Here is a 21,690-nt window from a genome sequence, read left to right on the forward strand (position 1 = left end):
TCCCTTCCCAATTCCCACTTCCCACTTCGTAACGTGGTTACACCTCCGCCGGTCCCAGCCCCAGCGTGTTGTAGCCGGAGTCCACGTAGAGGATCTCGCCGGTGATGCCGGATGCGAGATCCGACGCGAGAAATGCGCCGGCGTTGCCCACGTCGTCGATGGTGACGTTGCGGCGCAGCGGGGCGTTGTTCTCTACGTGGTCGAGAATCTTGCGGAAGTCGCCGATACCGGCTGCCGCCAGGGTGCGGATCGGGCCGGCGGAGATGGCATTCACCCGCGTGGTCTCCGGGCCCAGCGTGTAGGCCAGGTAGCGCACGTTGGCCTCCAGGCTGGCCTTGGCCAGTCCCATGACGTTGTAGCTCGGCATGGCCCTGACTGCGCCGAGATAACTCAGGGTCAGGATGGCGGCGTTGCGGTCCTTCATCATGTGCCGGCCCGCCTTGGCCAGGGCGGCCAGGCTGTAGGAACTGACGTCATGGGCGATGCGAAAGCCCTCCCGCGAGATGTTGTCCAGAAAATCGCCTTCCAGCTCCTCCCTGGGCGCGAACGCCACCGAGTGCACCAGGATGTCCAGGTGCTCCCAGTAGTTGTCCAGGTGGTCGAAGACCGCCTCCACTTCAGTGTCGCTCTCCACGTTGCAGGGCACGAGGATGTCGGAGTCGAACTCGGCTGCCAGCTTCTCGACGCGGTCCCGGAGGCGTTCGTTCTGGTACGTGAAGGCCAGTTCGGCCCCTTCGCGCCGCATGGCCCTGGCGATGCCGTAGGCGATGGAGCGGTTGCTGGCAACACCGACGATCAGTGCACGTTTGCCTGTGAGAAAACCCATGAGCATCTCCTGTACAGTGAGGCCGCTGTGCCGTGGTGTCTTGCATGGACGCAATGATTCGCGCGGCGCCCACGAAAGCGATTTGCGATGGCTGATTGGCCTTGAACAATGGCCGCATCATACTATCGGGACCTGCGTGCGATCCACTCCGGTGCACGTGAATCGGCGATGGACCCGTTCTTGGTCAGGGATGGCGTGACTGAAGTTGTACGGGCGTCGTGTGAGAGATGTGAATCGGAGAGTGCGAAGTGTGAGAGGGTCCGCCTGTCCATGTCACGATTCAGGCTTCGCCCCTTTCATCGTGTCACCGGATGCTCACTTCACGCCTTCGAGAAACTTCATGCGAACGCCGGCGATGTCGATCGTGTCGCCGTGTTTGAGTCCCCTGGAGGCGTTGCCGATGTGTTCATCGTTCACCTTCGGGGAGGCGCCGCTTGCGCCCCCATCCACGTGGATGATCATGTAGTTGCCGATGCGGCGCTGGATGGCGGCCACCTGGATGCCGGGCTTTCCGAGTGTGGTGAGGGGTTTGGAGAGTTCCAGGGTGCGGCCGGCATTGGGTCCGGTCAGGATCTCAAGCCTGGCGGATGGAGGCGTTGCAGTGCCGGGTGCAGGGCGCGCGGCAGCGGGGGACGGGGCAGGCGTGCGCACCGCCGCGACACGGGCAGCTGGAGGCGGTGCCGTGCTCGGGCGGGGAGGTGTCGCGGACTGTGGCCGGGTGGGCTGGGCCATGGACCCACCGGCAGACTGGCCAAGCTTCTGAACGACCGCTTCCACCTTGCGGTCTGCCGCATCGGCCGGCAATCCCATGGCGTCCATGCGAATGATCATGGTCTTGTCCATCTGGGCGGGGGCGACAGGTTGCACACTGCCCGCCTTGCGCGTGTAGACGAGCCGGTAATGGTAGATCCCGATCTCGTCACCTTCCTTCAGTGCGCGCTTGCGTATGGGCTTGTCGTTGACCGTGGTGCCGTTGGTGCTGTCCAGATCCTCGAGGAAGCTGTCGTTGAGCAGCGTGATGATCTGCGCGTGGTAACCGCTGACCGCATGATTGTCCAGGTGCACGTCATTATCCGGCTTGCGACCGATGGTGATCGTCTTGCGGTCCAGGGAGACTTCCTGGAGGAACTGGTCGTTGAGGTAGACAATAAGCCGAGCCATCTAGCCGTTTCCGTTCACCTTGCGTTTGAGGACATCGAGTATCCGCTGATACCAGGGCGCGCCCCGGAAGTGGGGATCCATCACCCGCACCAACAGGACCGACACATTGTCCTTGCCGCCGGCGTCCAGTGCCGCCCCGATCAGCGCCGTGGCGGCCAAATCCAGATCGTTACCGTGTTCATGAAGAATGAGACGTATTGCCTCGTCCTCAATCATGTCGTTTAGGCCGTCGGAACACAACAGGTAGAGGTCACCGGGCAGGGCGAGCCCCTCGCGCACGTCCACGGCCACGCTGGGTTCTATGCCCAGCGCCCGGGTGACCAGGTTCTTGTTGAGTGCCCCGCGGGCCTCGTCGCGGTTGTAGAAACCATGATCGACCAGCTCCTGGATCAGCGTGTGATCCACGGTCAGCTGCTCCATGGTCTGGTCGCGCAAACGGTACATGCGCGAGTCACCCACGTTGGCGATGGTGAGCTGGCTGTCGCGGATCACGGCCATCACCAGCGTGGTGCCCATGCCGCGGTGGCGGTTGTCCTGCTGCGCCGCTTCGTAGATGGCCGTGTTGGCCTTGACGATGGCGTTTCGCACCGCGCGGGTCTGGGGGGAATAACCGAGCCTCTGATCCAGCTCGTCGGGCCGGATGCCGGGCAGCTGGGTGCGCAGTTCTCCGAGCACGGTGTCCACGGCGATCCGGCTGGCGATCTCGCCGCTGGAGTAGCCCCCCATGCCGTCCGCGAGCACGACCACGCCGAGCTCGGTGTCGTCGCCGATCGTGTCCTCGTTATGGGTGCGTACCCTGCCCTGGTTGCTGAGTCCGGCAACCCGGATCGAGGCACGCTGGGGCATCAGCGCTCGCCCCCGTGGTGCGGGGCGTAGGGGGATGGGGTCGAACCGGACAGCAGGTGACGCGCGGGCGCCGTCATGTCCCGCTGCCCTGATTGGTGACATCCACGTGCAGGGTCAGCCTCTGCCCGGGCCGGATCAGACTGCCGTTGCCCAGGTTGTTCCAGCGCCGGATGTCCGCCACGGACACGCGAAAACGCTGGCCGATGCTGTGCAGGGAATCGCCCCGGCGCACGGAGTACGTCACCGTCTGCCGGCGCGTGGAGACATGCTGCAGGGACGCCGGCATGGGTCCGGCAGCGGCCACCTCGGCAGCGCGCTCGCCATCCGGCAGCCACACGACGAGGCGCTGTCCGGGCCGGATGGGGTCGCCCGGCGCGACGCCGTTCCAGCGGGTCAGTTCCGCCACGGTGACGCCGTAGCGTCTGGACAGGGCCCAGAAACTGTCCCCCTGCCGGACCACGTGTTCATGGCGCTGGCGTCCGGCCGGTCCACGGGCCTGTGTGTTGCTGCGGCGCTGCTCGGCGCTCAGGGTATAGCCGGAAGACGGTCGGGTGGCGCTGGGTACCAGCAGGTGTTGTCCGGCCCGTATGTTGGTGCCGCGCAGGTTGTTCGTCTGTTGCAGCATGGCCACCGTGGTGCGGTAACGGGTGGCGATATGGCTCAGGGTCTCGCCGGTCTGGATCCGGTGACGGTGCCAGGCCACCCGCTCGCCCGGATCGATGGCGGCCAGCCCTTCAGAGAAGCGCTCGGCCCGGTCGGCGGGCAGCAGCAGGTAGTGCGGGCCCTCGGGGTCGGTAGCCCAACGGTTGAAGCCGGGGTTCAGCTGGTAGATGTCCTCCACGTCCAGCTCCGCGAGCCGGGCCGCTACCGCCAGGTCCAGCTGTCCGTCCAGCGCCACCCGTTCCAGGTAGGGCTCATCGGGCACGGGCCAGAGTTCCACGTGATAGGCCCAGGGGTTCTCCACCAGGGCCTGCAATGCCAGCAGCTTGGGCACGTAATGGCGGGTTTCACGGGGCAGGTCCAGATGCCAGTAGTCGGTTGGGCGACCCAGGCGTTCGTTGCGCTGAATCGCGCGGGACACCGTGCCCTGGCCCGCGTTGTAGGCGGCCAGCGTCAGCAGCCAGTCGCCGTCGAAGCGTTGATTAAGCTGCTGCAGGTAATCCAGGGCCGCCTGGGTGGATGCGTGGATGTCGCGTCGCCCGTCGTACCACCAGTTCTGCTTCAGGCCGAAGTGCCGGCCGGTGGAGGGGATGAACTGCCAGATGCCGGCGGCGCGCCCCGGAGAATAGGCGAACGGGAGATAGGCGCTCTCCACGATGGGCAGCAGCAGGAGCTCCGTGGGCAGTTCCCGGGCCTCGATTTCCTCCAGGATGTAGTGCAGGAGGGGTTCGGCCCGGGCCGTGACCCGGTGCAGGAAGTCCTGCCGGCACTGATGCCACTGGATGTGGGGCTGCACCCGGGGATGATGGCGGTAATCCGGCATGGTAAAACCGGCCCGCACACGACCCCAGATGTCGTTGTTTTCCGGGGCCTCCCCGACCGGGATGTGGCGGGTCACCGCCAGATCCGGAAAGGGCGCCGAATCCTCGAGGGACAGCAGTCGCTCCGCCTGTGTACCGTCGCCCGGGGCGGGCTTGGGAGGCCCTGCCAGCTGGGCCTCGTCGCTGACGGGGTCAGGGGCCCGGGCCTCATCACGGGCCTCGTCCGATACGGGCAGGCCGCTGCAACCCGCAAGGAGCAGCGCGGCCGCCAGCGATACGGCGGGCAGGGCCATGGCGAAGGAGGATTTCATGGGCGACAAGCATAGCCATGGGGGGCTGGTGTTAACAAGTGCGAATCCACTGCACGGTGCGGTAATCCAGACAGTAAGACGTCCGGCTTGCCGGGGGCGGCGAGTATCCTGCCGACGGGCGGCACAAATCCGGGCACATTGTGGCCTCGCCATCCGATATGCTGTTCCGCCATGAATCCCGCTTCCGCACCCCATGACCGCCTGGCTCTGCGTGACTGGTACGCGTCCCCGCCGGGGGAGGCCATTGCCGATGACGTGGTGCGTTATCTGAATTCGATGGTCCCGCAGCTGTTCGGCTATCACGCCCTGCGCATCGGAGATCTGGGCCCGGAGCGGGATACGCTGGAGGGAAGCCGGATCATCCACCGGGTGCGGCTGGACCTGGTGCCTCCCGCAGATGTGCTCGCACAGCCCCGGGCGCTGCCCGTGGCGGCCGATACGCTGGACCTGGTGGTGCTGACCCACGTGCTGGAATTCTGTGCCGATCCCCACGCTGTGCTCAGAGAGGTGGACCGCACACTGGTACCGGAGGGCCATGTGATCGTCATCGGCTTCAATCCCATCAGCTTCATGGGACTGCGGCGGCTCGCGGCCATGGGGCGCGGCACGGCGCCCTGGCACGGACGCTACTATACCCACTGGCGGGTGAAAGACTGGCTCAAGCTGCTGGGTTACGACGTACTGGACTGCGTGCCTTCCGGGTTCCGCCCGCCTTTGCGCCACGCCGGTGTGTTGCGGCGCTTGCGGTTCATGGAGACACTGGGCGCCCGTTTCTGGCCGATCCTGGGGAGTGTCTACGTGATACTCGCCCGAAAACGTGTTGTCACGCTGACGCCGGTCCGGCCGCGCTGGCGACCGCGCCGGCGCATCGCCGCCGGCCTGGCCGGCTCCGGACTGCGGAGACAGGGCCGTGGCTGAGCGCGTGGAAATCTTCACTGACGGGGCCTGTCGCGGCAACCCGGGCCCCGGCGGCTGGGGTGCGGTGCTGCGCTACAAGGGCAGGGAGCGCACCCTCAAGGGTGCCGAGCCCGAGACCACCAACAACCGCATGGAACTGACCGCGGCCATCGTTGCCCTGGAAACCCTGAAGCGCCCCTGCGCGGTGGTGCTCACCACCGATTCCCAGTACGTGAAGCAGGGCGTCACCCAGTGGATCCACCAGTGGAAGCGCCGCGGCTGGCGTACCGCGGACCGCAAGCCGGTGAAGAACCAGGATCTCTGGGAGCGCCTGGACGCGGCGGCTGCGCGCCACGACATCCAGTGGTTCTGGGTGCGCGGCCACACGGGCCACCCGGAAAACGAACTCGCCGACCGCCTGGCCAACGAGGCCATCGACGAGATGCTGGCCGGGAGTCCTTCGTGACTTTAGAGTAACGACGCAGAGGTCGTAGAGACGCAGAGGACGCGGGCTTTCTTTCGTCAACTGCTCTCCGCGTTCTCCGCGCCTCTGCGACCTCTGCGTTACGCGCCCGTGCATGGTGCAATGCAGAAGGTACAGGCCCGACGAAGTGATGGTTTACGCTTGCGACTGACAACTGACAACTGACAACTGACCAATGACCGAATCGGCTGACAACAACCGCCGCCAGGTGGTGCTGGATACGGAGACCACGGGGCTGGAGCCTTCGCAGGGGCACCGCATCATCGAGATCGGCTGCCTCGAGCTGGTGGGTCGGCGGCTGACGCGGCGTCATTTTCATCAATACCTGCAGCCGGACCGTGAGATCGACGAGGGTGCGCTGGCCGTGCACGGCATCAGCAACGAGTTTCTGTCGGACAAGCCGCGGTTCGCCGACGTGGTGGAGCAGTTCCTGGAGTTCATTCGCGGTGCGGAACTGATCATCCACAACGCACCCTTTGACGTGGGTTTCATTGACCACGAACTGGGTTTGCTGGAGGGTGACTACGGCCGGGTCATCGACCACGCCACGGTCCTGGACTCCCTGGAACTGGCGCGCGGCATGCACCCGGGCCAGCGCAACAGCCTGGACGCGCTTTGCAAGCGCTACCAGATCGACAACTCGGGGCGCGAACTGCACGGCGCCCTGCTCGATGCACGGATCCTCGCGGACGTCTACCTGGCCATGACGGGAGGGCAGGTGACCCTGTCGCTGGGCGGCGAGTCCGCCGGGACCGACGGCGGCTCTGATGTGCGGGCCCCGCGCCGTCTGCCGGAGGGCCGTCCCCGCTTGCGAGTCATCCGTCCCTCAGACGCCGAACTGCAGGCCCATCACGCCCTGCTGGAGAAACTCTCCCCGTCCTCTCCCTGGTAGCCGACCCGCTACACTCCGCCTGACAACTGACAACTGACAACTGACAACTGACAACTGACAACTGACAACTGACAACTGACAAGAGGGGTTGAGAATGAGCAACTGCGTTCCCAAAGCTGCCGCAATGGAACCCATCGCCGTCACGCTGGAAGCGGGCAGGAAATATTTCTGGTGCCGCTGCGGCCGTTCCAGTAAACAGCCGTTCTGCGACGGTTCCCACCAGGGTACCGGCTGCGAGCCGGTGGCCTTCACCGCCGAGAAGAGCGGCGAGGCCTGGCTGTGCCGATGCAAGCGTACCGGCAATGCGCCGTACTGCGATGGCTCCCACAACAGGGCGGATGATTGATTCATGTGTTCCCCCGGCCGTGCCTGAATGCCGGACTGAGGGGGAAATGGAAGTGTTTTCAAATAATTAAAGTATGTTTACAATGTAAACACCTATTGAGTCCCGGAGAGTGTCGATGCGTGGTGGGAGCGGTGCTCCCCGGGCTTCACGCCACCCGGGGGGCGAACGCGGAGATGCCATGAACGATTCAAATGACAACGCTGCTTCCGCCGCCAAGTCACCCATGACCACCGTGACCCTGCGCATGCCTCGGGACGTGGTCGCCGATCTCAAGCGCCTGGCGCCCTTGCTCGGTTTTCGCGGCTACCAGCCGCTGATTCGTGCCTACGTGGGCGAAGGTCTGCGCAAGGATCGGGAGCGCCTCGGTTCGGACGGCTTGTGGGAGCTTGTCGCCACCCTGAAGCGCAAGGGCGTGAGCCGGGAACTGCTGGAGGAGGCGCTGGCGGAGACCATGCGCCAGTAGGATCCGAGGCCGACGGTGCCGTTGTGATGAAGCGATCGGGCCGTTGCCCGAAGCCGGTTGATTGTCTGTCCACGGGCTGACGGGGCGCGCAGCCGCCCCTTTGTGCCCCCAGGCAGGCGGAGTGCCGGTGGCGGGCTGGTTGGTACAGCACTCTTGGCAGGACGGATGATGCAGCTGATCACGACCTCGTCGGCCGACCTGCCGGATATCCTGCATATTCAGAGGGCCGCCTTCGGCGGAGACGTGGAGGCTGGCCTGGTGCGTGATCTCCTGAATGATCCCACCGCTCAGCCGCTGTTGTCCCTGCTTGCGCGTGACGATGACCGGGCGGTGGGGCACGTGCTCTTCACCGCGGCCCGCCTCGACGCGGCGCCACGTGACGTGTCCATGGCCATTCTCGCGCCCCTGGCCGTAGTGCCGCAGGCGCAGGGGCAGGGTATCGGCGGCCGTCTGATTGCACACGGATTCAGGCGTCTAACGGAGTCGGGTGTAGAACTGGTGTTCGTTCTCGGCGATCCGGGCTACTACCGGCGTCATGGCTTCGAGCCGGCGCTGGCGCACGGGCTCTTGCCTCCCTTCCCCGTTTCTCCCACGGACGCGTGGATGGTCCACGCCCTGAGCCCCGACGTGCTTGGAAATGTGCACGGGACCGTGATGTGCGCCGATGCCATGAACAGGCCGGAATACTGGCGGGAGTAGTGGCGCGATTACCGGGAGAGGCTCCTGGCCCTGCGGATGGCGTCCGGATTCGAAACGTCAGGTGCTGCGCTCAGGCGCGTGCGGGCCGCCGCTGCGGCGGTACCCTGCGGGGATCCGATCGTGACACCGCGTCTGTGCCCGTCATTCAGGATCTCGTCGAACCGGCAGGGGCGATGCACTGCATAACCCTGAGCGAAGTGCACGCCCATGTCTTTCAGCAATTCCAGTGCCTCGTCCGATTCCACGAACTCGGCAACGATCGTCTTGCCCAGGGTCTGTCCGATCTCGTTGATCGCGCGCACCATGGCTCGGTCCGTGGCGTCCCTGGCAATATCCCGCACGAAGGTTCCGTCGATCTTCAGGCAGTCCACGGGCAGGCGGCGCAGATAGCCGAAGGACGACAGACCGGAGCCGAAGTCATCCAGTGCAAAGGTGCATCCCCGGCTGGCCAGGCGATCCATGAAGCCGATCACATCGACGAGATTCCTTGCCGCCGCGGTCTCCGTGATCTCGAAACAAATCTTCTCTCCCGGGACACCGTAGTGCTCCAGCCTGTCCACTACGAAGTGGAAGAAATCTGCCTGATCGAAGGAGCGCCCCGAGAGATTGATATGACATGCATCGAGCGCAGCAAGGTGCTCAGGATGCGCCGCGAGGCGGGCACAGACGTGCTCGATCACCCAGCGGTCGACCAGGTGCGCCGCGCCAAAGCGTTCCGCCGCCGGGAGGAACGCGCCCGGAGGCACCACCTTGCCCGTTTCGTCGGTCAGGCGCACGAGCACTTCATAACGCAGGTGCTCGGGCCGCGCGAGGCAGACGAGACGCTGTGCGTCCAGGAACATCCGCTGATCCCGCAACGCGGCCCGGATGCGCCCCATCCATTCCATCTCTCCGCGCCGTTCGGCAAGCTGCCGGTCGTCCTCGCACAGCAGGTGCACGCGGTTGCGGCCCTTCTCTTTGGCCAGGTGGCAGGCGATGTCCGCCGCCCTGAGCAGGCTGCCGGTGTCGGTGCTGGCCGCGGTGATGGGAACGACGCCGATGCTGCATCCCAGGCTGAAGGTGGAATCTTCCCAGGCGAAGGTTGCACCCTCCAGCGCCTTGCGCAGCTTCTCCGAGATCCTGGCGGCACCTCCCAGGTCGCAGTCCTGTAGGATGATGGCGAACTCATCTCCGCCCAGGCGGGCGAGCAGGTCATGCTCCCGGATACTTCTGCGCAGGAGGTCGGCGGCCTGGCGCAGCAGTTCATCGCCGGCCACGTGGCCCGAGGTGTCATTGACGATCTTGAACTGATCCAGATCGATGAAACAGAGCGCGTGCGCGGAGCCATCGGCCCGGGCTCGGCGCAGCGTCTCGGCCAACCTGCGCTCGAAGGCGCGGCGGTTCGGCAGGCCGGTGAGGGCGTCATGGTTGGCTTGGTAATCGAGTTCCAGTGACAGGCGACGGGACTCGGAGACATCCTCGATGATGGCAATAAAGCGGGGACCATGACGGGAATCCTCGCGCATGCTGGAGATGGTCAGCTTGACCCAGACCGTGTCTCCGTCGCCGCGATGCAGGCGCTGCTCCACCGTGTCGTTCTCGCGGGTGTCGGAGATCAATTCTTCCCACTGTGCCCGCGCGATCTCCTGGTCCTCTGCATGGATGTACGCCGGGTAGGGTTGACCGAGGACTGCTTCCTTGGGGCGGCAGAGAATGTTGCACAGAGCCCGGTTGACATCGAGCAGTCGCCCGTCCTGTGCGACCAGGGCCATGCCCACTGCGGCCTGCTCGAACGTGGTCCGGAACTTGCGCTCGGCGGAGGTGAGCGCACGGGTGAGCCGCCATCCCAGCAGCCCGGTGAGGCCCGCGAGCGTGAGGAGGAAGAGGACGCTGGCAACAGACAGCATCCGCGTCATCCAGCGCGCCGCGCCGGAGGCTTCTGTGCGAAACCTCTGACTGAGCCGTTCCAACGCCAGGTTGATCTCGACCAGGTACATGCGTGACTGTGCCAGCCGGGCCGGAGAAGGCGCCCCCGTTTCCCATTCGGCCTGGAGACGATCGGCTAGCGCAGCAAGTTCCAGGATGTAGGGATCGCTGTCGCGCCAGGCCTGGACCGCGTCGCGAAAATAGGGCGCTTCCGAGAAGTGACGGAAAAGACGGATCATTCCGGGAACATCGTCGGGGTGTATCTGTCCCCGCAACAGTCCCTCGCGGGCGGTTTTGTAATCCAGTGTCGGGGCCTCCATCGCCTTGCGCGCGTCCAGATCGCCCAGGGGAACGTCCAGCCAGGCACGGGCGTGTTTCAGGTATGCCGGGTCACCCGTTCGCGCATACCGATCCAGGTCACGCACGGCGGACAACTGCGCCCGGGACCAGATGCTCTCGCCGCTTAGGTAGGCGGCAGCCCCCGACTGCAAGTGTACGACCGCCACGGTGAATGCCGCGGCTAGGACGGCAAGACACACGAGACCCGCGATCGGGGCTAGCGTGCCTGGTCGCGGCGTGAGTGAACGCATTCGAAGCCCCCTGTCTGGTATCCCCAACCTCGGCCACCGAACCACAGTGTGAGCCGCATCGCGGCGACGCTTTCCCTGCTCGAAGCCGTCCGGCGTCCCTTTTCTTGCAAGGAGGGGGGAGGAGCGGGAGAAACGGGGATGGACATCGGCCCGGTCAGCACCCGCATCACGTCGTCCCCGGGACGAATCCGTGTCTTCTCCGGTGTCGATAAGGCACTACGGGATCAGCGGGATGCAAGCGAGCAGATGCGATAACCGAAACGAGCGGTTGGCGGTCTGGCAGCCATGCTGTCATGGGACCGGAGTCCGTTAGACCATCGGCTTTGCGTCCCCGTCTTTCGCCGGGTTTGCCTTAATCAGACAATGTGATGAATATCACATTTCTTAAGCGTGAGCCAACACCTGCAAGGTGCCTTCCGTCACGTCAACCCTACCGCCCGGTCCCGATCTCCGTCACACCACCTTCCGGACGGCGAAAGGGACGAACCCGCTTCCCGCCAGGGCGCAAGTTGTCACGAGGTCGGCAGCTTGCTCTGCCCCGCTTGATCGGGCGCAATGCAGCGGTAGTGCTCCGATGGTACGGATAATAAGGGCTTAAGTTCGTCTCACCCGGTCGGAGGAAAGCGTGTCGGGTGGGGTCTTGTCACAATCCGGGAGTACGGCATGCAGTCACGGGAACACTGGGAGAAGGTCTACACGACGCGCTCGACGGAGGAGGTGAGCTGGTTCCAGGCCCATCCGGAGCAGTCACTTTCCCTTATCCGGGCGACGGGCGCCCCGCACACGGCGGCCATTATCGACGTGGGCGGAGGCGCATCGAGGCTTGTCGACGCACTCCTGTCGGAAGGCTATTCATCGCTCTCCGTGCTGGATATCTCGGGCGCCGCGCTGGCCGCCTGCAGGGCGCGTCTCGGGTCGCGGGCGGCCGAGGTTGACTGGATCGAGGGGGACGTCACCCGGGCGGAATTTCCCGCCGGTGCGTTCGATGTGTGGCATGACCGCGCCGTGTTCCACTTTCTGACCGAGCCCGGAGGTCGCCGCCGCTACGTGGATACGGTGCTGCGCGCCGTGAAGCCGGGCGGCCACGTGATCGTCGCCACCTTCGCCGAGGACGGACCCGAGCAGTGCAGCGGTCTGCCGGTCATGCGCTACCGGCCGGATCAATTGCAGGCGGAGTTCGGCGATGCCTTCACGTTGTTGCAGCACGAACGCGAAGCGCACCGGACCCCGGCCGGCAAGACCCAGAGCTTCGTCTATTGCCTCTTTCGCCGGGAGAGTCAGCGGCCGGGTTGAAGTTCGGTTGAACCACGAGACACGAAGAGACAGAAAACCGTTTCTCTCGCAAAGACGCGAAGCCCGCAAAGTAAGGATTATCACGGTTCAAGAACAGCCGTAGGTTGGGGTGAGCGGAGCGAACCCCAACATCGATAAGCGATCGTGACACCGCTGTTGGGGTTCGCTCCGCTCACCCCAACCTACGGTACTTGTTGAAAGGAAACGGTTTTCTTTGCGGGCTTCGCGTCTTTGCGAGAGAACAGCCTTTCTTCTTGCTCTTCGTGCCTTCGCGGTTAATCCATCTTCCCCGACTCAATCGTCCGGCAATGCATCCGGGCCATGCCGGGGCCCCGTGGGGTATCATCAGATGCCGTCTCAAGACCGGATCAGGAAATGGTGCAGCTGGGTGCCCCGCGAGATGGATATGTGCCCGTTGAGGGCGCCACGCTTCGTTACGTGATCGAGGGCAGCGGCACGGACGTCCTTGTGCTCGGCTCGTCCGTCTACTATCCGCGCACGTTCTCCGCGGCGCTTCGCGGTGAGGTACGCCTGGTATTCATGGATCTGCGCCATTTCTCACAGGGTTCGGAGGTTGACGACCATTCCCGGGTCACCCTGGACACCTATGTGGACGACATCGACCGGGTGCGGGCGGCACTGGGCATCCGGCGCTGCGTACTCGTGGGTCATTCCCACCATGGCAACGTGGCGCTGGAGTACTCGGCGCGTTGCCCGGATCGGGTGACCGGTCTCGTACTCCTCGGTACGCCGCCGTGCAATGTTCAGCGTACGGTCGAGGCGGGCAGGGCCTATTGGGATGCCCATGCAACGCAGACGCGCAAGGCCATCCTCGAACGCAATCTCGAGGCGCTGGCTGAGCACGGCCTCGGTGCCGACTCCGCTGGCCACCCCTTTGTCGCCCGGTACGTGGCCGAGGCCCCAAGGTACTGGGCGGATCCGGGGTATGACGGTTCATGGCTCTGGCGCGGCGTGCCGGTGAACGCAGGTGCCCTGGATGCCTTTCGCGGGTTCTTTGTCGACTATGACTTCGTTGGGCGGTGGCCCGGTAACGGGATGCCCGTGATGGTCGTGATGGGACGCCACGATTACGTGGTGCCGCCGGTCTTGTGGGATAGTCCTGTTTCGAGACTTCCCGGGCTGACGCTGCACCTGTTCGAACACAGCGGGCACACGCCCCAGCTGGAAGAACCCGAACACTTCGACGACGTGTTCAGAGCGTGGATCGACACCGTGCCAAGTGGGGTCCGGGGATAGGGGGGTTGCATGAGTGCAGAGATCCGCATCGCGGAGACGGACGACGAGATTGCGGCGTGTTTTCCGGTCATCCACGCGTTGCGCCCACATCTGTCGGAGCCCGAATTTGTGCCCTTGATCCGGCGCATGGAAGCAGGGGCCTATCGACTGGCCTACCTGGCCGAGCACGGCCGGCCGGTTGCGGTGGCCGGCTTTCGTATCGGCGAGAATCTTCCCTGGGGGCGCTTCATGTACGTGGACGATCTGGTCACCGACCCGGCGCATCGCTCCCGGGGCCACGGGCGCACGATGCTCAGCTGGCTCAAACGGCACGCGGCCGAGGCCGGCTGCGGACAGCTGAGGCTGGATTCCGGCGTACAGCGAAAGGATGCGCACCGGTTCTATGAGCGCGAAGGCATGGAGATGGTCAGTCTTCATTTCATGATGCCCATCCCCGGTGACTGAAGCCCTCCCGGGCTACGTTCGGAGCCGGGTTCGCCCCGATCGGCAGGGTCTGGCGCTAACCCAATGAAAATGCTCGGTTATAGGCGAGCTGCGCGTGATGCCTAAGGTGTTTTCCCTGTCAAATGAAGGGCCTGGGAATCGCTCCACACGGCGCCCCCGACTGGTGAAGCCGCCGGAACCGGCTATGCTCCTTGATCATAAGAACAGGTTCCCGGCAGCCGGCGATCGGTCATGCAGGGGACAACGAGGGGGAGCGCATGGGAGGGATGTCCCACCATATCCTTGTGGTGTCCGGCCACACGGGGCCCGACGGCGATGTCGGGGCGAAGTCGGCGTGCCTGACGGGTCGTCGCCCGGGAGAGCGGCCGGCAGTCCGCATCGACCCCGGATCGGTGCGCGCCGTTTTGCGAGTCGTGTCGGGGTAGCGTCATGGAGCGCCCCCCGGCCCGTTGGCAGAGTTCCCAGGATGCCGCAGCGCAATGGACGTTGCGCGAGTTCCGGGAAGAGGATCTCGGGGCCGTGCTCGACGTGTTTCAGGCTTCCGTGCGTCAGGTGGCCGCCAGGGATTACATCCCCGAGCAGGTGGAGGCCTGGGCGCCGGTGCCGCCCGATGAGGAGTACTGGCGTCGGCGGCTCGTCCGCAAGGCCGTGTTCGTCTGTGAAACGGAAGGCGCCCTGGCGGGCTTTATCGCCATCGACACCCGCGGGCACGTGGATCTCCTGTTCGTCCATCCGGCGCATCTGCGACGCGGCGTGGCCACGGCATTGCTGGCCCGGGCCCGGGCCTGGGCTATGGAGCGCGGCGCCCGCCGACTGACCACCGATGCGAGCGTCACCGCGCGACCGTTCTTCGAGCAGGCGGGATTCCGTGTGACTGAACACAGGATCGTGCCGTTGCGGGGCATGATGTTCCGGAACTTCCACATGGTCATGGACTGCCGTGACGATGCGGACTAGCTGGTTTTTGTTTTGAACCACGAAGCGCACGAAGACCACGAAGAAGGAACAAAGAAGATGTTCTCTCGCGAAGCCCGCAAAGCTCGCCAAGAATTCTTTAGATAATAATTTCTTTGAATTTCTTCGCGGGCTTCGCGTCTTTGCGAGAGAAAGGCCTTTCTTCGTGGTCTTCGTGCGCTTCGTGGTTCAGAAGCGATGTTGCCTAGGCCCCGTACTCAGCGCGACAGGCGACGGCGCATGGACACCACGGCAATGACCAGCAGGCCGGTGCCCAGGAGGGTCAGCATGGCGGGTTCGGGCACGGTTACCGGGGGGCCGAACACGAGCAGGTCCTGGGAATTGCCAGCCTTGAGCACGTACATATGAAAGTCGACCGGGTGTTCCGCGAGAACCGAGAGCCAGCTGTCGGCGGTGGCACGTGCGCCCTGAAAGTCGCTGGAATAGAACGTACCCTTGTCATCGCCACTCAACGCGTAGTCGGCGGTGGTCTCATTGAGGATCTCCCAGGCTGCCAGCTGGAAGGCCACGTCCCCGCTCTTTGCCCCCAGCGCGCCATGATTGCCCGCATACAGTTGCTCGAAGGCCTGCAACTGCGCACCGGAAAAGGTGTAGTCGGCGGCGTTGATCAGCGTGTATTGCGTCTCGCCTTTGTGCAGGGCGATGCCGGTCTCGATACAAAAGGCGTAGAGGGTCGATCCGGCCTCGAAGGGCGAGTCTCCCACTGTATCGAGGATATTGAAGGCGAACATGCCGGCCTGGACGCCCAGACTGCCTTGCCCGCCGATCAGTTTGCTGGACGTCTGGTCGTAGAGGGTGCCCGACGTGGAACCGTTGGCGAAGCCCGTGTACTGCAGGTCCAGGGTAATGGGTCCGGCTTTGACCGTTCCGGCCGCGAGGACCAGGATCAGCAACAGTAGAGTGAGTGTTGCCGGCTTTTGAGTTGTGCTTGTCACGCCTGTTTCTCCCCGGATGCTCGTGCCATACGAGATTTTGTGATGTGCGTCACAAAATCGAAAGCACAAATCGTGCCGATGGGGATAAGTCGCGTAACTACAGGGGGTTATGTGGAGTGCGTCACGCCGTCACCAGGAAAACTGTAAAGAAATTCGACACAAAAACAGCCTTCCGGCACGGCGCCTCGGCTGCGGATGTCAACCGTGTTTGAGGGCGCGCTCCTTCTCGCGCTGCCAGTCCCGCTCTCTGGCCACCGCGCGCTTGTCGTGCTCCTTCTTGCCCTTGGCGAGTCCGATCTCCAGCTTGGCCCGGCCGCGCTTCCAGTAGAGCGCCAGCGGGGCCAGGGTGTAGCCGCGGCGTTCCACCTGTCCGATGAGCTTGCGAAGCTCCTCGCCACGCAGGAGCAGCTTGCGGGTGCGAATGGGATCCGGGCGGATGTGGGTGGAGGCGGTGGGCAGTGGACTGATGTGGGCGCCGAACAGCCAGGCCTCGCCGTCCTTGATCAGCACGTAGCTCTCGCTGAGCTGCACCCGTCCGGCGCGCAGGCTCTTGACCTCCCAGCCTTCGAGCACCAGCCCCGCCTCGAAGCGGTCCTCGATGAAGTACTCATGACGGGCCTTCTTGTTGAGCGCGATGGTGCTGCCGCCCGTCTGTTTCGCCTTTTTCGACATGGGGCGGGATTATACGCGATGGTCGATGTGCGAGGCGGACGAAGAAAGGCGTTTCTCTCGCAAAGCCGCGAAGTGCGCCAAGAAGGTCTCAAGATAGGGCGCCCCATGGGCGCCGGCGTATGCCACATCGTGTTGAATTGGCGGGCACGGCCCGCCCTATCAAGTCCTCTCTTGGCGTGCTTTGCGTCTTTGCGAGAGAAACAGGGTGTGGAAGGAGGGCGATCGCGTTGCGGTTGAGCAGGCCCGGCGTATTGATCACAATACCCGCGTCCTGCGGGGAGGAAATCCGATCATGAGAAGAGATGTTTCCATTCACGGCCAGTGGTCGTCCAAGCTGGTCTTCGTGCTCGCGGCCACGGGTTCGGCGGTAGGGCTGGGCAACATCTGGCGCTTCCCCTACATCGTCGGTGAGCACGGCGGTGGCGCCTTCGTGCTGGTCTATCTCGGCTGCATCCTGCTGATCGGACTGCCCATCATGATGGCGGAGATCCTGCTTGGTCGCCGCGGGCGCCAGAGCCCCATCAACACCATGTCCACCCTGGCCCGTGAGGAGGGCCTCAGCCGCTCATGGGGTCTGCTGGGTTGGCTGGGTGTCGTTGCCGGTTTCATTATTCTCTCTTATTACAGCGTCATCGCCGGCTGGGCCCTGTCCTACGTGTTTCGTGCCGGCGCCGGCAGTTTCATCGGCCAGGATGCCGGCGGTGCGCAGGCCATGTTCGAGGGTCTGGTCTCCGACCCGGAGCGGCTGCTGGCCTGGCACACCATCTTCATGGTGATGACCATGCTCGTGGTGGCCCGGGGCGTGCGCTCCGGCCTGGAGCAGGCGGTCCGAATCCTGATGCCTGCCCTGTTGCTCCTGCTGGTACTGATGGTGGGCTACGCCATGGCCGAGGGGCATTTCATGGAAGGCTTCCGCTTCATGTTCCAGCCCGACTTCGGCCGCCTGACCGGCAACTCGGTGCTGGTGGCCATGGGTCAGGCGTTCTTCACGCTGAGCCTGGGCATGGGCGCCATCATGATCTATGGCTCATACCTCAACTCCAGGGCGTCGATCGCAAAGACCTCGGCCACGGTGGTGGGCGCCGATACCGCGGTGGCCATCCTCGCCGGACTGGCCATCTTCCCCATCGTTTTTGCCAGCGGCCTCGAGCCGGGTCAGGGCCCTGGCCTGATATTCATCACGCTGCCCATCGCCTTTGGCCAGATGCCCGGCGGCCTCCTGTTCGGCACGGTGTTCTTTGTGTTGCTCATTGTCGCCGCGTGGACCTCGTCCATTTCCATCATGGAACCGGCGGTGGCCTACCTGGTGGAGAACCGCGGTCTGCACCGCATTGGTGCCGCGGCAGTGGTGGCGGGTGTCGCCTGGCTGCTGGGCATCGGCACCGTGCTGTCGTTCAACCACTGGTCCGGCTACACGCTGTTCGATATGACGTTCTTCGATGTCGCGGACTACCTGACCTCCAACATCCTTCTGCCACTGGGCGGATTCCTGATCGCCATCTTCGCCGGCTGGCGGATGACCGAGCGCTCGGTCATGGAGGAGCTGGGAATCCGTCAGCCGCTGCTGTTCCGCACCTGGTACTATCTGGTGCGATTCGTGGCACCCATCGGTATCCTGCTGGTGTTCCTGCGCGCCATCGGCCTGATCTGAACCCGAGAACGCATGCCTTCAATTCAACGCAGCGCCCTGGTGCCCTACAGTCCGGCCCAGATGTTCGATCTGGTCAACGACATCGAGTCCTATCCCCGGTTTCTGCCGGGGTGTCGCAGCTCTGCCATCCTTTCCCGTGATCAGGACACCATCAAGGCCACCCTGGAACTGGCCAAGGGGGCGATGCGCAAGTCCTTCACCACCTGCAACCGCCTGCAGAAGAACAAGATGATCGAGGTGCGGCTGGTGGAGGGGCCGTTCCGCCACCTGGAGGGCTTCTGGCGCTTCGACGCCCTGGAGAGCGGTGTCACCCGCGTGTCACTGCACCTGGAGTTCGAGTTTTCCAACCGCCTGGTGGGACTGGCGATCGGGCCGGTGTTCACCCAGGTGGCCAATACCCTCGTGGACTCCTTCGTGCGCAGGGCACGGGAGGTCTACGGTGAACGATGAGAGGATCGCTGTTGAGGTGGCCTATGCCCGGCCCGACGTGCAGGTGATCGTGCCGGTCACGGTGCCGCAGGGCGCCACCGTGGACGATGCCCTGCGCGCGTCGGAGATCGTTGAGCGCTTCCCCGAGATCGACCTGGAAAAGGCCAAGGTGGGCATCTTCGGCAAACTCACCAAGCGCGACACCGTCCTGAAACCAAGGGACCGGGTGGAGATCTACCGTGCCCTCATCGCGGACCCGAAGGAGGTGCGCAAGCAGCGCGCCGCCGCCGGCAAGCGCATGAAAAAGGGCGGTGGGGATCTGGAAGACGACGAAGGGGATACGTAGGAGCGGTGACCTGCCGCGAACGGGGGCGCGCCATTTGTTCCAAGAAGTATCCGGGTTCTGCAGGCTCACGCAAAGGTCGCAGAGGCGCAGAGAGCGCAGAGTTTTTCTGCAAGAAGCCTCTGCGCTCTCTGCGCCTCTGCGATCTCCGCGTTAATAAGGCGCCCTCGGTCGAGAGCCCGAACTGCCGAAAGATTACTTCTTGAGCCCCGTGTCCTCGAAGCGTGCGACGCGGTTGGCGTCGTCGAAGTAGACGGTCAGGCGGCGGCGCTCCGGGCGACCGTCGCCGGGCTTGAGGTAGTAGACATACTCCCAGCGGCGTTCGCCCTGGAAGGGGTCGCGCAACACGGGATCGCCCAGCAGGAAGCGCACCTGTTCCGGGTTCATGCCCGTTTCCAGCTGGGCGATACGATCCTCGTCGAGGGCGTTGCCCTGCTGGACGTCGGGGCGATGCACCGAGAACAGGCCGGAGCCGCAGCCCTGCAGAACCAGGGTTGCAATCAGGAGGATACCGGTGAGATTCTTTCTCATATACGAATCGGAACCATTGCCCGGAAACGGGGTGGGGACACGAAGGCCGGATTGTACACGCAATCAACCCGTGTCCGACAGGAGGCGCGCTTGGAAAGCCAGGACCTGAAAAAGGCCGGACTGAAGGTCACGCTGCCCAGGATGAAGATCCTGGAGCTGCTGGAGAGTTCCGAGGACCGGCACCTGAGCGCCGAGGCCATCTATCGCCAGTTGCTGGAAGGGGGCGAGGAGATCGGGTTGGCCACCGTCTACCGGGTGCTGACACAGTTCGAGGCGGCGGGCCTGGTCAACCGGCACCACTTCGAAGGCAACCAGGCCGTGTTCGAACTGGAGCGCGGCCGCCATCATGACCACATCGTCTGCCTCAGTTGCGGTCGCGTGGACGAGTTCACCGACAACGTCATCGAGGAGCGCCAGAAGGCCATCGCCGAGCGCCTCGGCTACACCATCAAGGACCACGCCCTGATACTTTACGGCGAGTGCAATCGCGATGATTGCCCGGGGCGACAGAAGGCTTGAAGGCTATTCAAGATTCAATGTTCAAGATTCAAAGAAAACGCCTTGGCAGTATTTTCAACCGGCGGTGGCGGGTGTCAGCCCTTTGAATCTTGAACATTGAATCTTGAATTGTCTTTCACCTTCTCAACCATTTCCCGTGCGTGGGCCAGGGTCTGATCGGTCAGTTCCAGGCCGCCCAGCATGCGCGCCACTTCCTGAACCCGGCTGTCGTCATCCAGCACCTGGATCTGCGTGCGGGTGTCGGCCTTGCCCTTGCGCTTGCTGACCTGGACGTGATGATGGGCCTGTGCCGCCACCTGGGGCAGGTGGGTGACGCACAGCACCTGGCGGTGTTCGCCCAGCGCGCGCAGTTGCCGGCCCACCACCTCGGCCACGGCGCCGCCGATGCCCGAGTCCACCTCATCGAAGATCAGCGTGGGGATGGGCAGGGAACGCGCGGCGATCATCTGGATGGCCAGGCTGATGCGCGAAAGCTCGCCGCCCGAGGCGACCCTGGAGAGCGGCTGCACGGGCTGGCCGGGATTGGCAGTCACCAGGAATTCGATGCGGTCGGTCCCGTGTACGGCTGGGCGCACGTCCGGATCGCTGTCGACCTGCACCTGGAAGACGCCGCCCTCCATTCCCAGCCCCTGCATGGCCTCGCTGACCTGTCCGCTCAGCTGTTTCGCTGCCGATCGGCGGGAGCGGGAGAGCGCCATCGCCGCTTCCCTGTAACGGGCCTCCGCCGCCTGCACGTTGCGTGTCAGGTCGTCCAGATCTTCCTCGTCACCCTCAAGTTGCGCCAGTTCCGCCAGGAGGGTGCGGGTCAGTTCGGGCAGGGCCTCGGGGGCGACGCGGTGCTTGCGGGCCAGGTCGTGGATGTCCGTCAGGCGCTGTTCCACGAAAGACAGCCGTGCCGGATCCAGGTCCACACGGTCCGCGTAGTGACGCAGGGCGTCAGCGGCCTCGCGCAGCTGGATTCGGGCGCTGTTCATCAATTCCAGCGGTTCACCCAGGGCCGGGTCGAGCTGCGCGGCCTCGTCAAGCAGGGAATGGAACCGCGACAGCAGGGCGTCCACGCTGTGGTCGTCGGCGTACAGGCCGTGGTGGACCGATTCACTCAATTCCAGCAGCCTGCCTGCATGGGCCAGGCGGCGCTGCTCCCCGTCGAGGGCTTCCACCTCGTCCTCGCCCAGATCGAGGGCCTGGAGTTCGCCGGTCTGGAAGCGCAGCAGGTCGCGCCGGGCCGTGCGCGCCTCGTCGTCGCCGGCAGCCCGTTCCAGGCGCGCCTTGAGGTCCTGCCAGTCCTGGAAGCTGACGCGGGTTTCCTCCAGGAGGCCGGGATGGTTGGCGAACTCGTCGAGGATCAGGCGCTGCACGTCACGGCGGGTGAGTGACTGGTGGGCGTGTTGCCCGTGGATGTCCACCAGCAGTTCGCCCAGGGCCTTCATGTTCTGAAGCGTGGTCGGCGTCCCGTTGATCCAGGCCCGGCTCTTGCCGTCGGCGCCAACCACGCGGCGGAGCAGGCATTCATCCCCCGCGTCCATGGCCTGTTCCTCCAGCCAGGCCCGGGCGGTGGCATTGTCGGCCAGTTCAAACCCCACGCCGATTTCGGCCCGTTCCGCCCCGGGGCGCACTGCCGCACTGTCCGCCCGGTCCCCCAGCACCAGCCCCAGGGCATCGACAAGGATCGATTTGCCCGCCCCCGTCTCCCCCGTCAGCGCCGTCATCCCCGCCTCCAACTCCAGCGCCAGCGCGTCG

General features: G+C 64.6%; 22 protein-coding genes, 1 pseudogene and 1 riboswitch. Of the genes and pseudogenes, 14 read left to right on the forward strand and 9 right to left on the reverse strand.

What is annotated here, in order from left to right:
* Positions 1 to 37 precede the first annotated feature (37 nt).
* The 4 genes from B1C78_RS00965 to B1C78_RS00980 form a co-directional block, all read right to left on the reverse strand.
* Positions 38 to 826: an enoyl-ACP reductase FabI gene (locus tag B1C78_RS00965; protein WP_077277276.1), complete on the reverse strand. Its 789-nt coding sequence runs from the start codon at positions 824 to 826 to the stop codon at positions 38 to 40.
* 315 nt (positions 827 to 1,141) lie between these two features.
* Positions 1,142 to 1,987 carry an FHA domain-containing protein gene (locus B1C78_RS00970; protein WP_077277277.1) on the reverse strand — a complete coding sequence of 282 codons (846 nt, stop codon included), beginning with the start codon at positions 1,985 to 1,987 and terminating at the stop codon, positions 1,142 to 1,144.
* On the reverse strand, positions 1,988 to 2,833 hold the full coding sequence (locus B1C78_RS00975) for a Stp1/IreP family PP2C-type Ser/Thr phosphatase (RefSeq protein WP_077277278.1): 846 nt from the start codon (positions 2,831 to 2,833) through the stop codon (positions 1,988 to 1,990).
* A gap of 73 nt (positions 2,834 to 2,906) precedes the next feature.
* Entirely contained in the window at positions 2,907 to 4,625 is a 1,719-nt protein-coding gene (locus B1C78_RS00980) for a lytic transglycosylase (RefSeq protein ID WP_245795256.1), read from the reverse strand.
* A 171-nt stretch (positions 4,626 to 4,796) separates the two neighbouring features.
* Between B1C78_RS00980 and B1C78_RS00985 the strand changes: the two genes are divergently transcribed.
* The 6 genes and pseudogenes from B1C78_RS00985 to B1C78_RS01010 all read left to right on the forward strand — a co-directional run bounded on the left by B1C78_RS00985 (position 4,797) and on the right by B1C78_RS01010 (position 8,406).
* Entirely contained in the window at positions 4,797 to 5,543 is a 747-nt protein-coding gene (locus B1C78_RS00985; protein ID WP_077277280.1) for a class I SAM-dependent methyltransferase, read from the forward strand.
* Positions 5,536 to 5,988: a ribonuclease HI gene (gene rnhA / locus B1C78_RS00990; protein WP_077277281.1), complete on the forward strand. Its 453-nt coding sequence runs from the start codon at positions 5,536 to 5,538 to the stop codon at positions 5,986 to 5,988. The genes B1C78_RS00985 and rnhA overlap by 8 nt, the downstream gene beginning before the upstream one ends.
* 193 nt (positions 5,989 to 6,181) lie before the next feature.
* Positions 6,182 to 6,898: a DNA polymerase III subunit epsilon gene (dnaQ, locus tag B1C78_RS00995; RefSeq protein WP_077277282.1), complete on the forward strand. Its 717-nt coding sequence runs from the start codon at positions 6,182 to 6,184 to the stop codon at positions 6,896 to 6,898.
* Between the two features lie 94 nt (positions 6,899 to 6,992).
* Positions 6,993 to 7,238, forward strand: a pseudogene (locus B1C78_RS01000) (CDGSH iron-sulfur domain-containing protein); the annotation flags it as partial.
* 184 nt (positions 7,239 to 7,422) lie between these two features.
* Positions 7,423 to 7,707 (forward strand): hypothetical protein, encoded by a 285-nt coding sequence (locus tag B1C78_RS01005; RefSeq protein ID WP_077277284.1) that lies wholly within the window; start codon positions 7,423 to 7,425, stop codon positions 7,705 to 7,707.
* A 168-nt stretch (positions 7,708 to 7,875) separates the two neighbouring features.
* The gene (locus B1C78_RS01010) at positions 7,876 to 8,406 is read left to right on the forward strand and encodes a GNAT family N-acetyltransferase (protein WP_245795257.1); all 531 of its coding nucleotides are present in this window, start codon (positions 7,876 to 7,878) and stop codon (positions 8,404 to 8,406) included.
* Between the two features lie 8 nt (positions 8,407 to 8,414).
* Here the strand turns inward: B1C78_RS01010 and B1C78_RS01015 are convergent, their stop codons facing one another.
* Positions 8,415 to 10,817 carry a putative bifunctional diguanylate cyclase/phosphodiesterase gene (locus B1C78_RS01015; protein WP_217697982.1) on the reverse strand — a complete coding sequence of 801 codons (2,403 nt, stop codon included), beginning with the start codon at positions 10,815 to 10,817 and terminating at the stop codon, positions 8,415 to 8,417.
* A gap of 359 nt (positions 10,818 to 11,176) precedes the next feature.
* Positions 11,177 to 11,263: riboswitch (cyclic di-GMP riboswitch) on the reverse strand.
* Between the two features lie 301 nt (positions 11,264 to 11,564).
* On the opposite strand from B1C78_RS01015, the gene B1C78_RS01020 reads away from it, so the two are divergent.
* The 4 genes from B1C78_RS01020 to B1C78_RS01035 all read left to right on the forward strand — a co-directional run bounded on the left by B1C78_RS01020 (position 11,565) and on the right by B1C78_RS01035 (position 14,852).
* Positions 11,565 to 12,194: a class I SAM-dependent methyltransferase gene (locus B1C78_RS01020; protein WP_077277287.1), complete on the forward strand. Its 630-nt coding sequence runs from the start codon at positions 11,565 to 11,567 to the stop codon at positions 12,192 to 12,194.
* A 408-nt stretch (positions 12,195 to 12,602) separates the two neighbouring features.
* Positions 12,603 to 13,451: an alpha/beta fold hydrolase gene (locus B1C78_RS01025; protein WP_245795258.1), complete on the forward strand. Its 849-nt coding sequence runs from the start codon at positions 12,603 to 12,605 to the stop codon at positions 13,449 to 13,451.
* A 9-nt stretch (positions 13,452 to 13,460) separates the two neighbouring features.
* Positions 13,461 to 13,895 carry a GNAT family N-acetyltransferase gene (locus B1C78_RS01030; protein WP_077277289.1) on the forward strand — a complete coding sequence of 145 codons (435 nt, stop codon included), beginning with the start codon at positions 13,461 to 13,463 and terminating at the stop codon, positions 13,893 to 13,895.
* Between the two features lie 429 nt (positions 13,896 to 14,324).
* On the forward strand, positions 14,325 to 14,852 hold the full coding sequence (locus B1C78_RS01035; protein ID WP_077277290.1) for a GNAT family N-acetyltransferase: 528 nt from the start codon (positions 14,325 to 14,327) through the stop codon (positions 14,850 to 14,852).
* Between the two features lie 215 nt (positions 14,853 to 15,067).
* Here B1C78_RS01035 and B1C78_RS01040 read toward each other — a convergent pair whose 3' ends face one another.
* Together B1C78_RS01040 and smpB are read right to left on the reverse strand one after the other, a co-directional pair.
* On the reverse strand, positions 15,068 to 15,805 hold the full coding sequence (locus tag B1C78_RS01040) for a PEP-CTERM sorting domain-containing protein (RefSeq protein ID WP_077277291.1): 738 nt from the start codon (positions 15,803 to 15,805) through the stop codon (positions 15,068 to 15,070).
* A gap of 198 nt (positions 15,806 to 16,003) precedes the next feature.
* Complete coding sequence (gene smpB / locus B1C78_RS01045) at positions 16,004 to 16,477, reverse strand: SsrA-binding protein SmpB (RefSeq protein ID WP_077277292.1); 474 nt, start codon at positions 16,475 to 16,477, stop codon at positions 16,004 to 16,006.
* A 292-nt stretch (positions 16,478 to 16,769) separates the two neighbouring features.
* On the opposite strand from smpB, the gene B1C78_RS01050 reads away from it, so the two are divergent.
* The 3 genes from B1C78_RS01050 to B1C78_RS01060 are packed head-to-tail and all read left to right on the forward strand — an operon-like array spanning position 16,770 to position 18,903.
* A complete protein-coding gene (locus B1C78_RS01050) occupies positions 16,770 to 18,128 on the forward strand; it encodes a sodium-dependent transporter (protein ID WP_077277293.1) in 1,359 nt (452 codons plus the stop codon).
* Positions 18,129 to 18,140: 12 nt separating this feature from the next.
* A complete protein-coding gene (locus B1C78_RS01055; RefSeq protein ID WP_077277294.1) occupies positions 18,141 to 18,578 on the forward strand; it encodes a type II toxin-antitoxin system RatA family toxin in 438 nt (145 codons plus the stop codon).
* Positions 18,568 to 18,903 carry an RnfH family protein gene (locus B1C78_RS01060; protein ID WP_077277295.1) on the forward strand — a complete coding sequence of 112 codons (336 nt, stop codon included), beginning with the start codon at positions 18,568 to 18,570 and terminating at the stop codon, positions 18,901 to 18,903. Before B1C78_RS01055 ends, B1C78_RS01060 begins: the two co-directional genes overlap by 11 nt.
* Before the next feature lie 192 nt (positions 18,904 to 19,095).
* On the opposite strand, the gene B1C78_RS01065 is transcribed toward B1C78_RS01060, so the two are convergent.
* Positions 19,096 to 19,431 carry an outer membrane protein assembly factor BamE gene (locus B1C78_RS01065; RefSeq protein WP_077277296.1) on the reverse strand — a complete coding sequence of 112 codons (336 nt, stop codon included), beginning with the start codon at positions 19,429 to 19,431 and terminating at the stop codon, positions 19,096 to 19,098.
* A 90-nt stretch (positions 19,432 to 19,521) separates the two neighbouring features.
* Here B1C78_RS01065 and fur point away from each other — a divergent pair, with 90 nt between their 5' ends.
* On the forward strand, positions 19,522 to 19,950 hold the full coding sequence (gene fur / locus B1C78_RS01070) for a ferric iron uptake transcriptional regulator (RefSeq protein WP_077277297.1): 429 nt from the start codon (positions 19,522 to 19,524) through the stop codon (positions 19,948 to 19,950).
* A gap of 74 nt (positions 19,951 to 20,024) precedes the next feature.
* Here fur and recN read toward each other — a convergent pair.
* On the reverse strand, positions 20,025 to 21,690 hold a 1,666-nt coding region (gene recN, locus B1C78_RS01075; RefSeq protein ID WP_077277298.1), incomplete at its 5' end, for a DNA repair protein RecN.

It is taken from the genome of Thioalkalivibrio denitrificans (assembly GCF_002000365.1).
Classification (GTDB): Bacteria; Pseudomonadota; Gammaproteobacteria; order Ectothiorhodospirales; family Ectothiorhodospiraceae; genus Thioalkalivibrio_A; species Thioalkalivibrio_A denitrificans.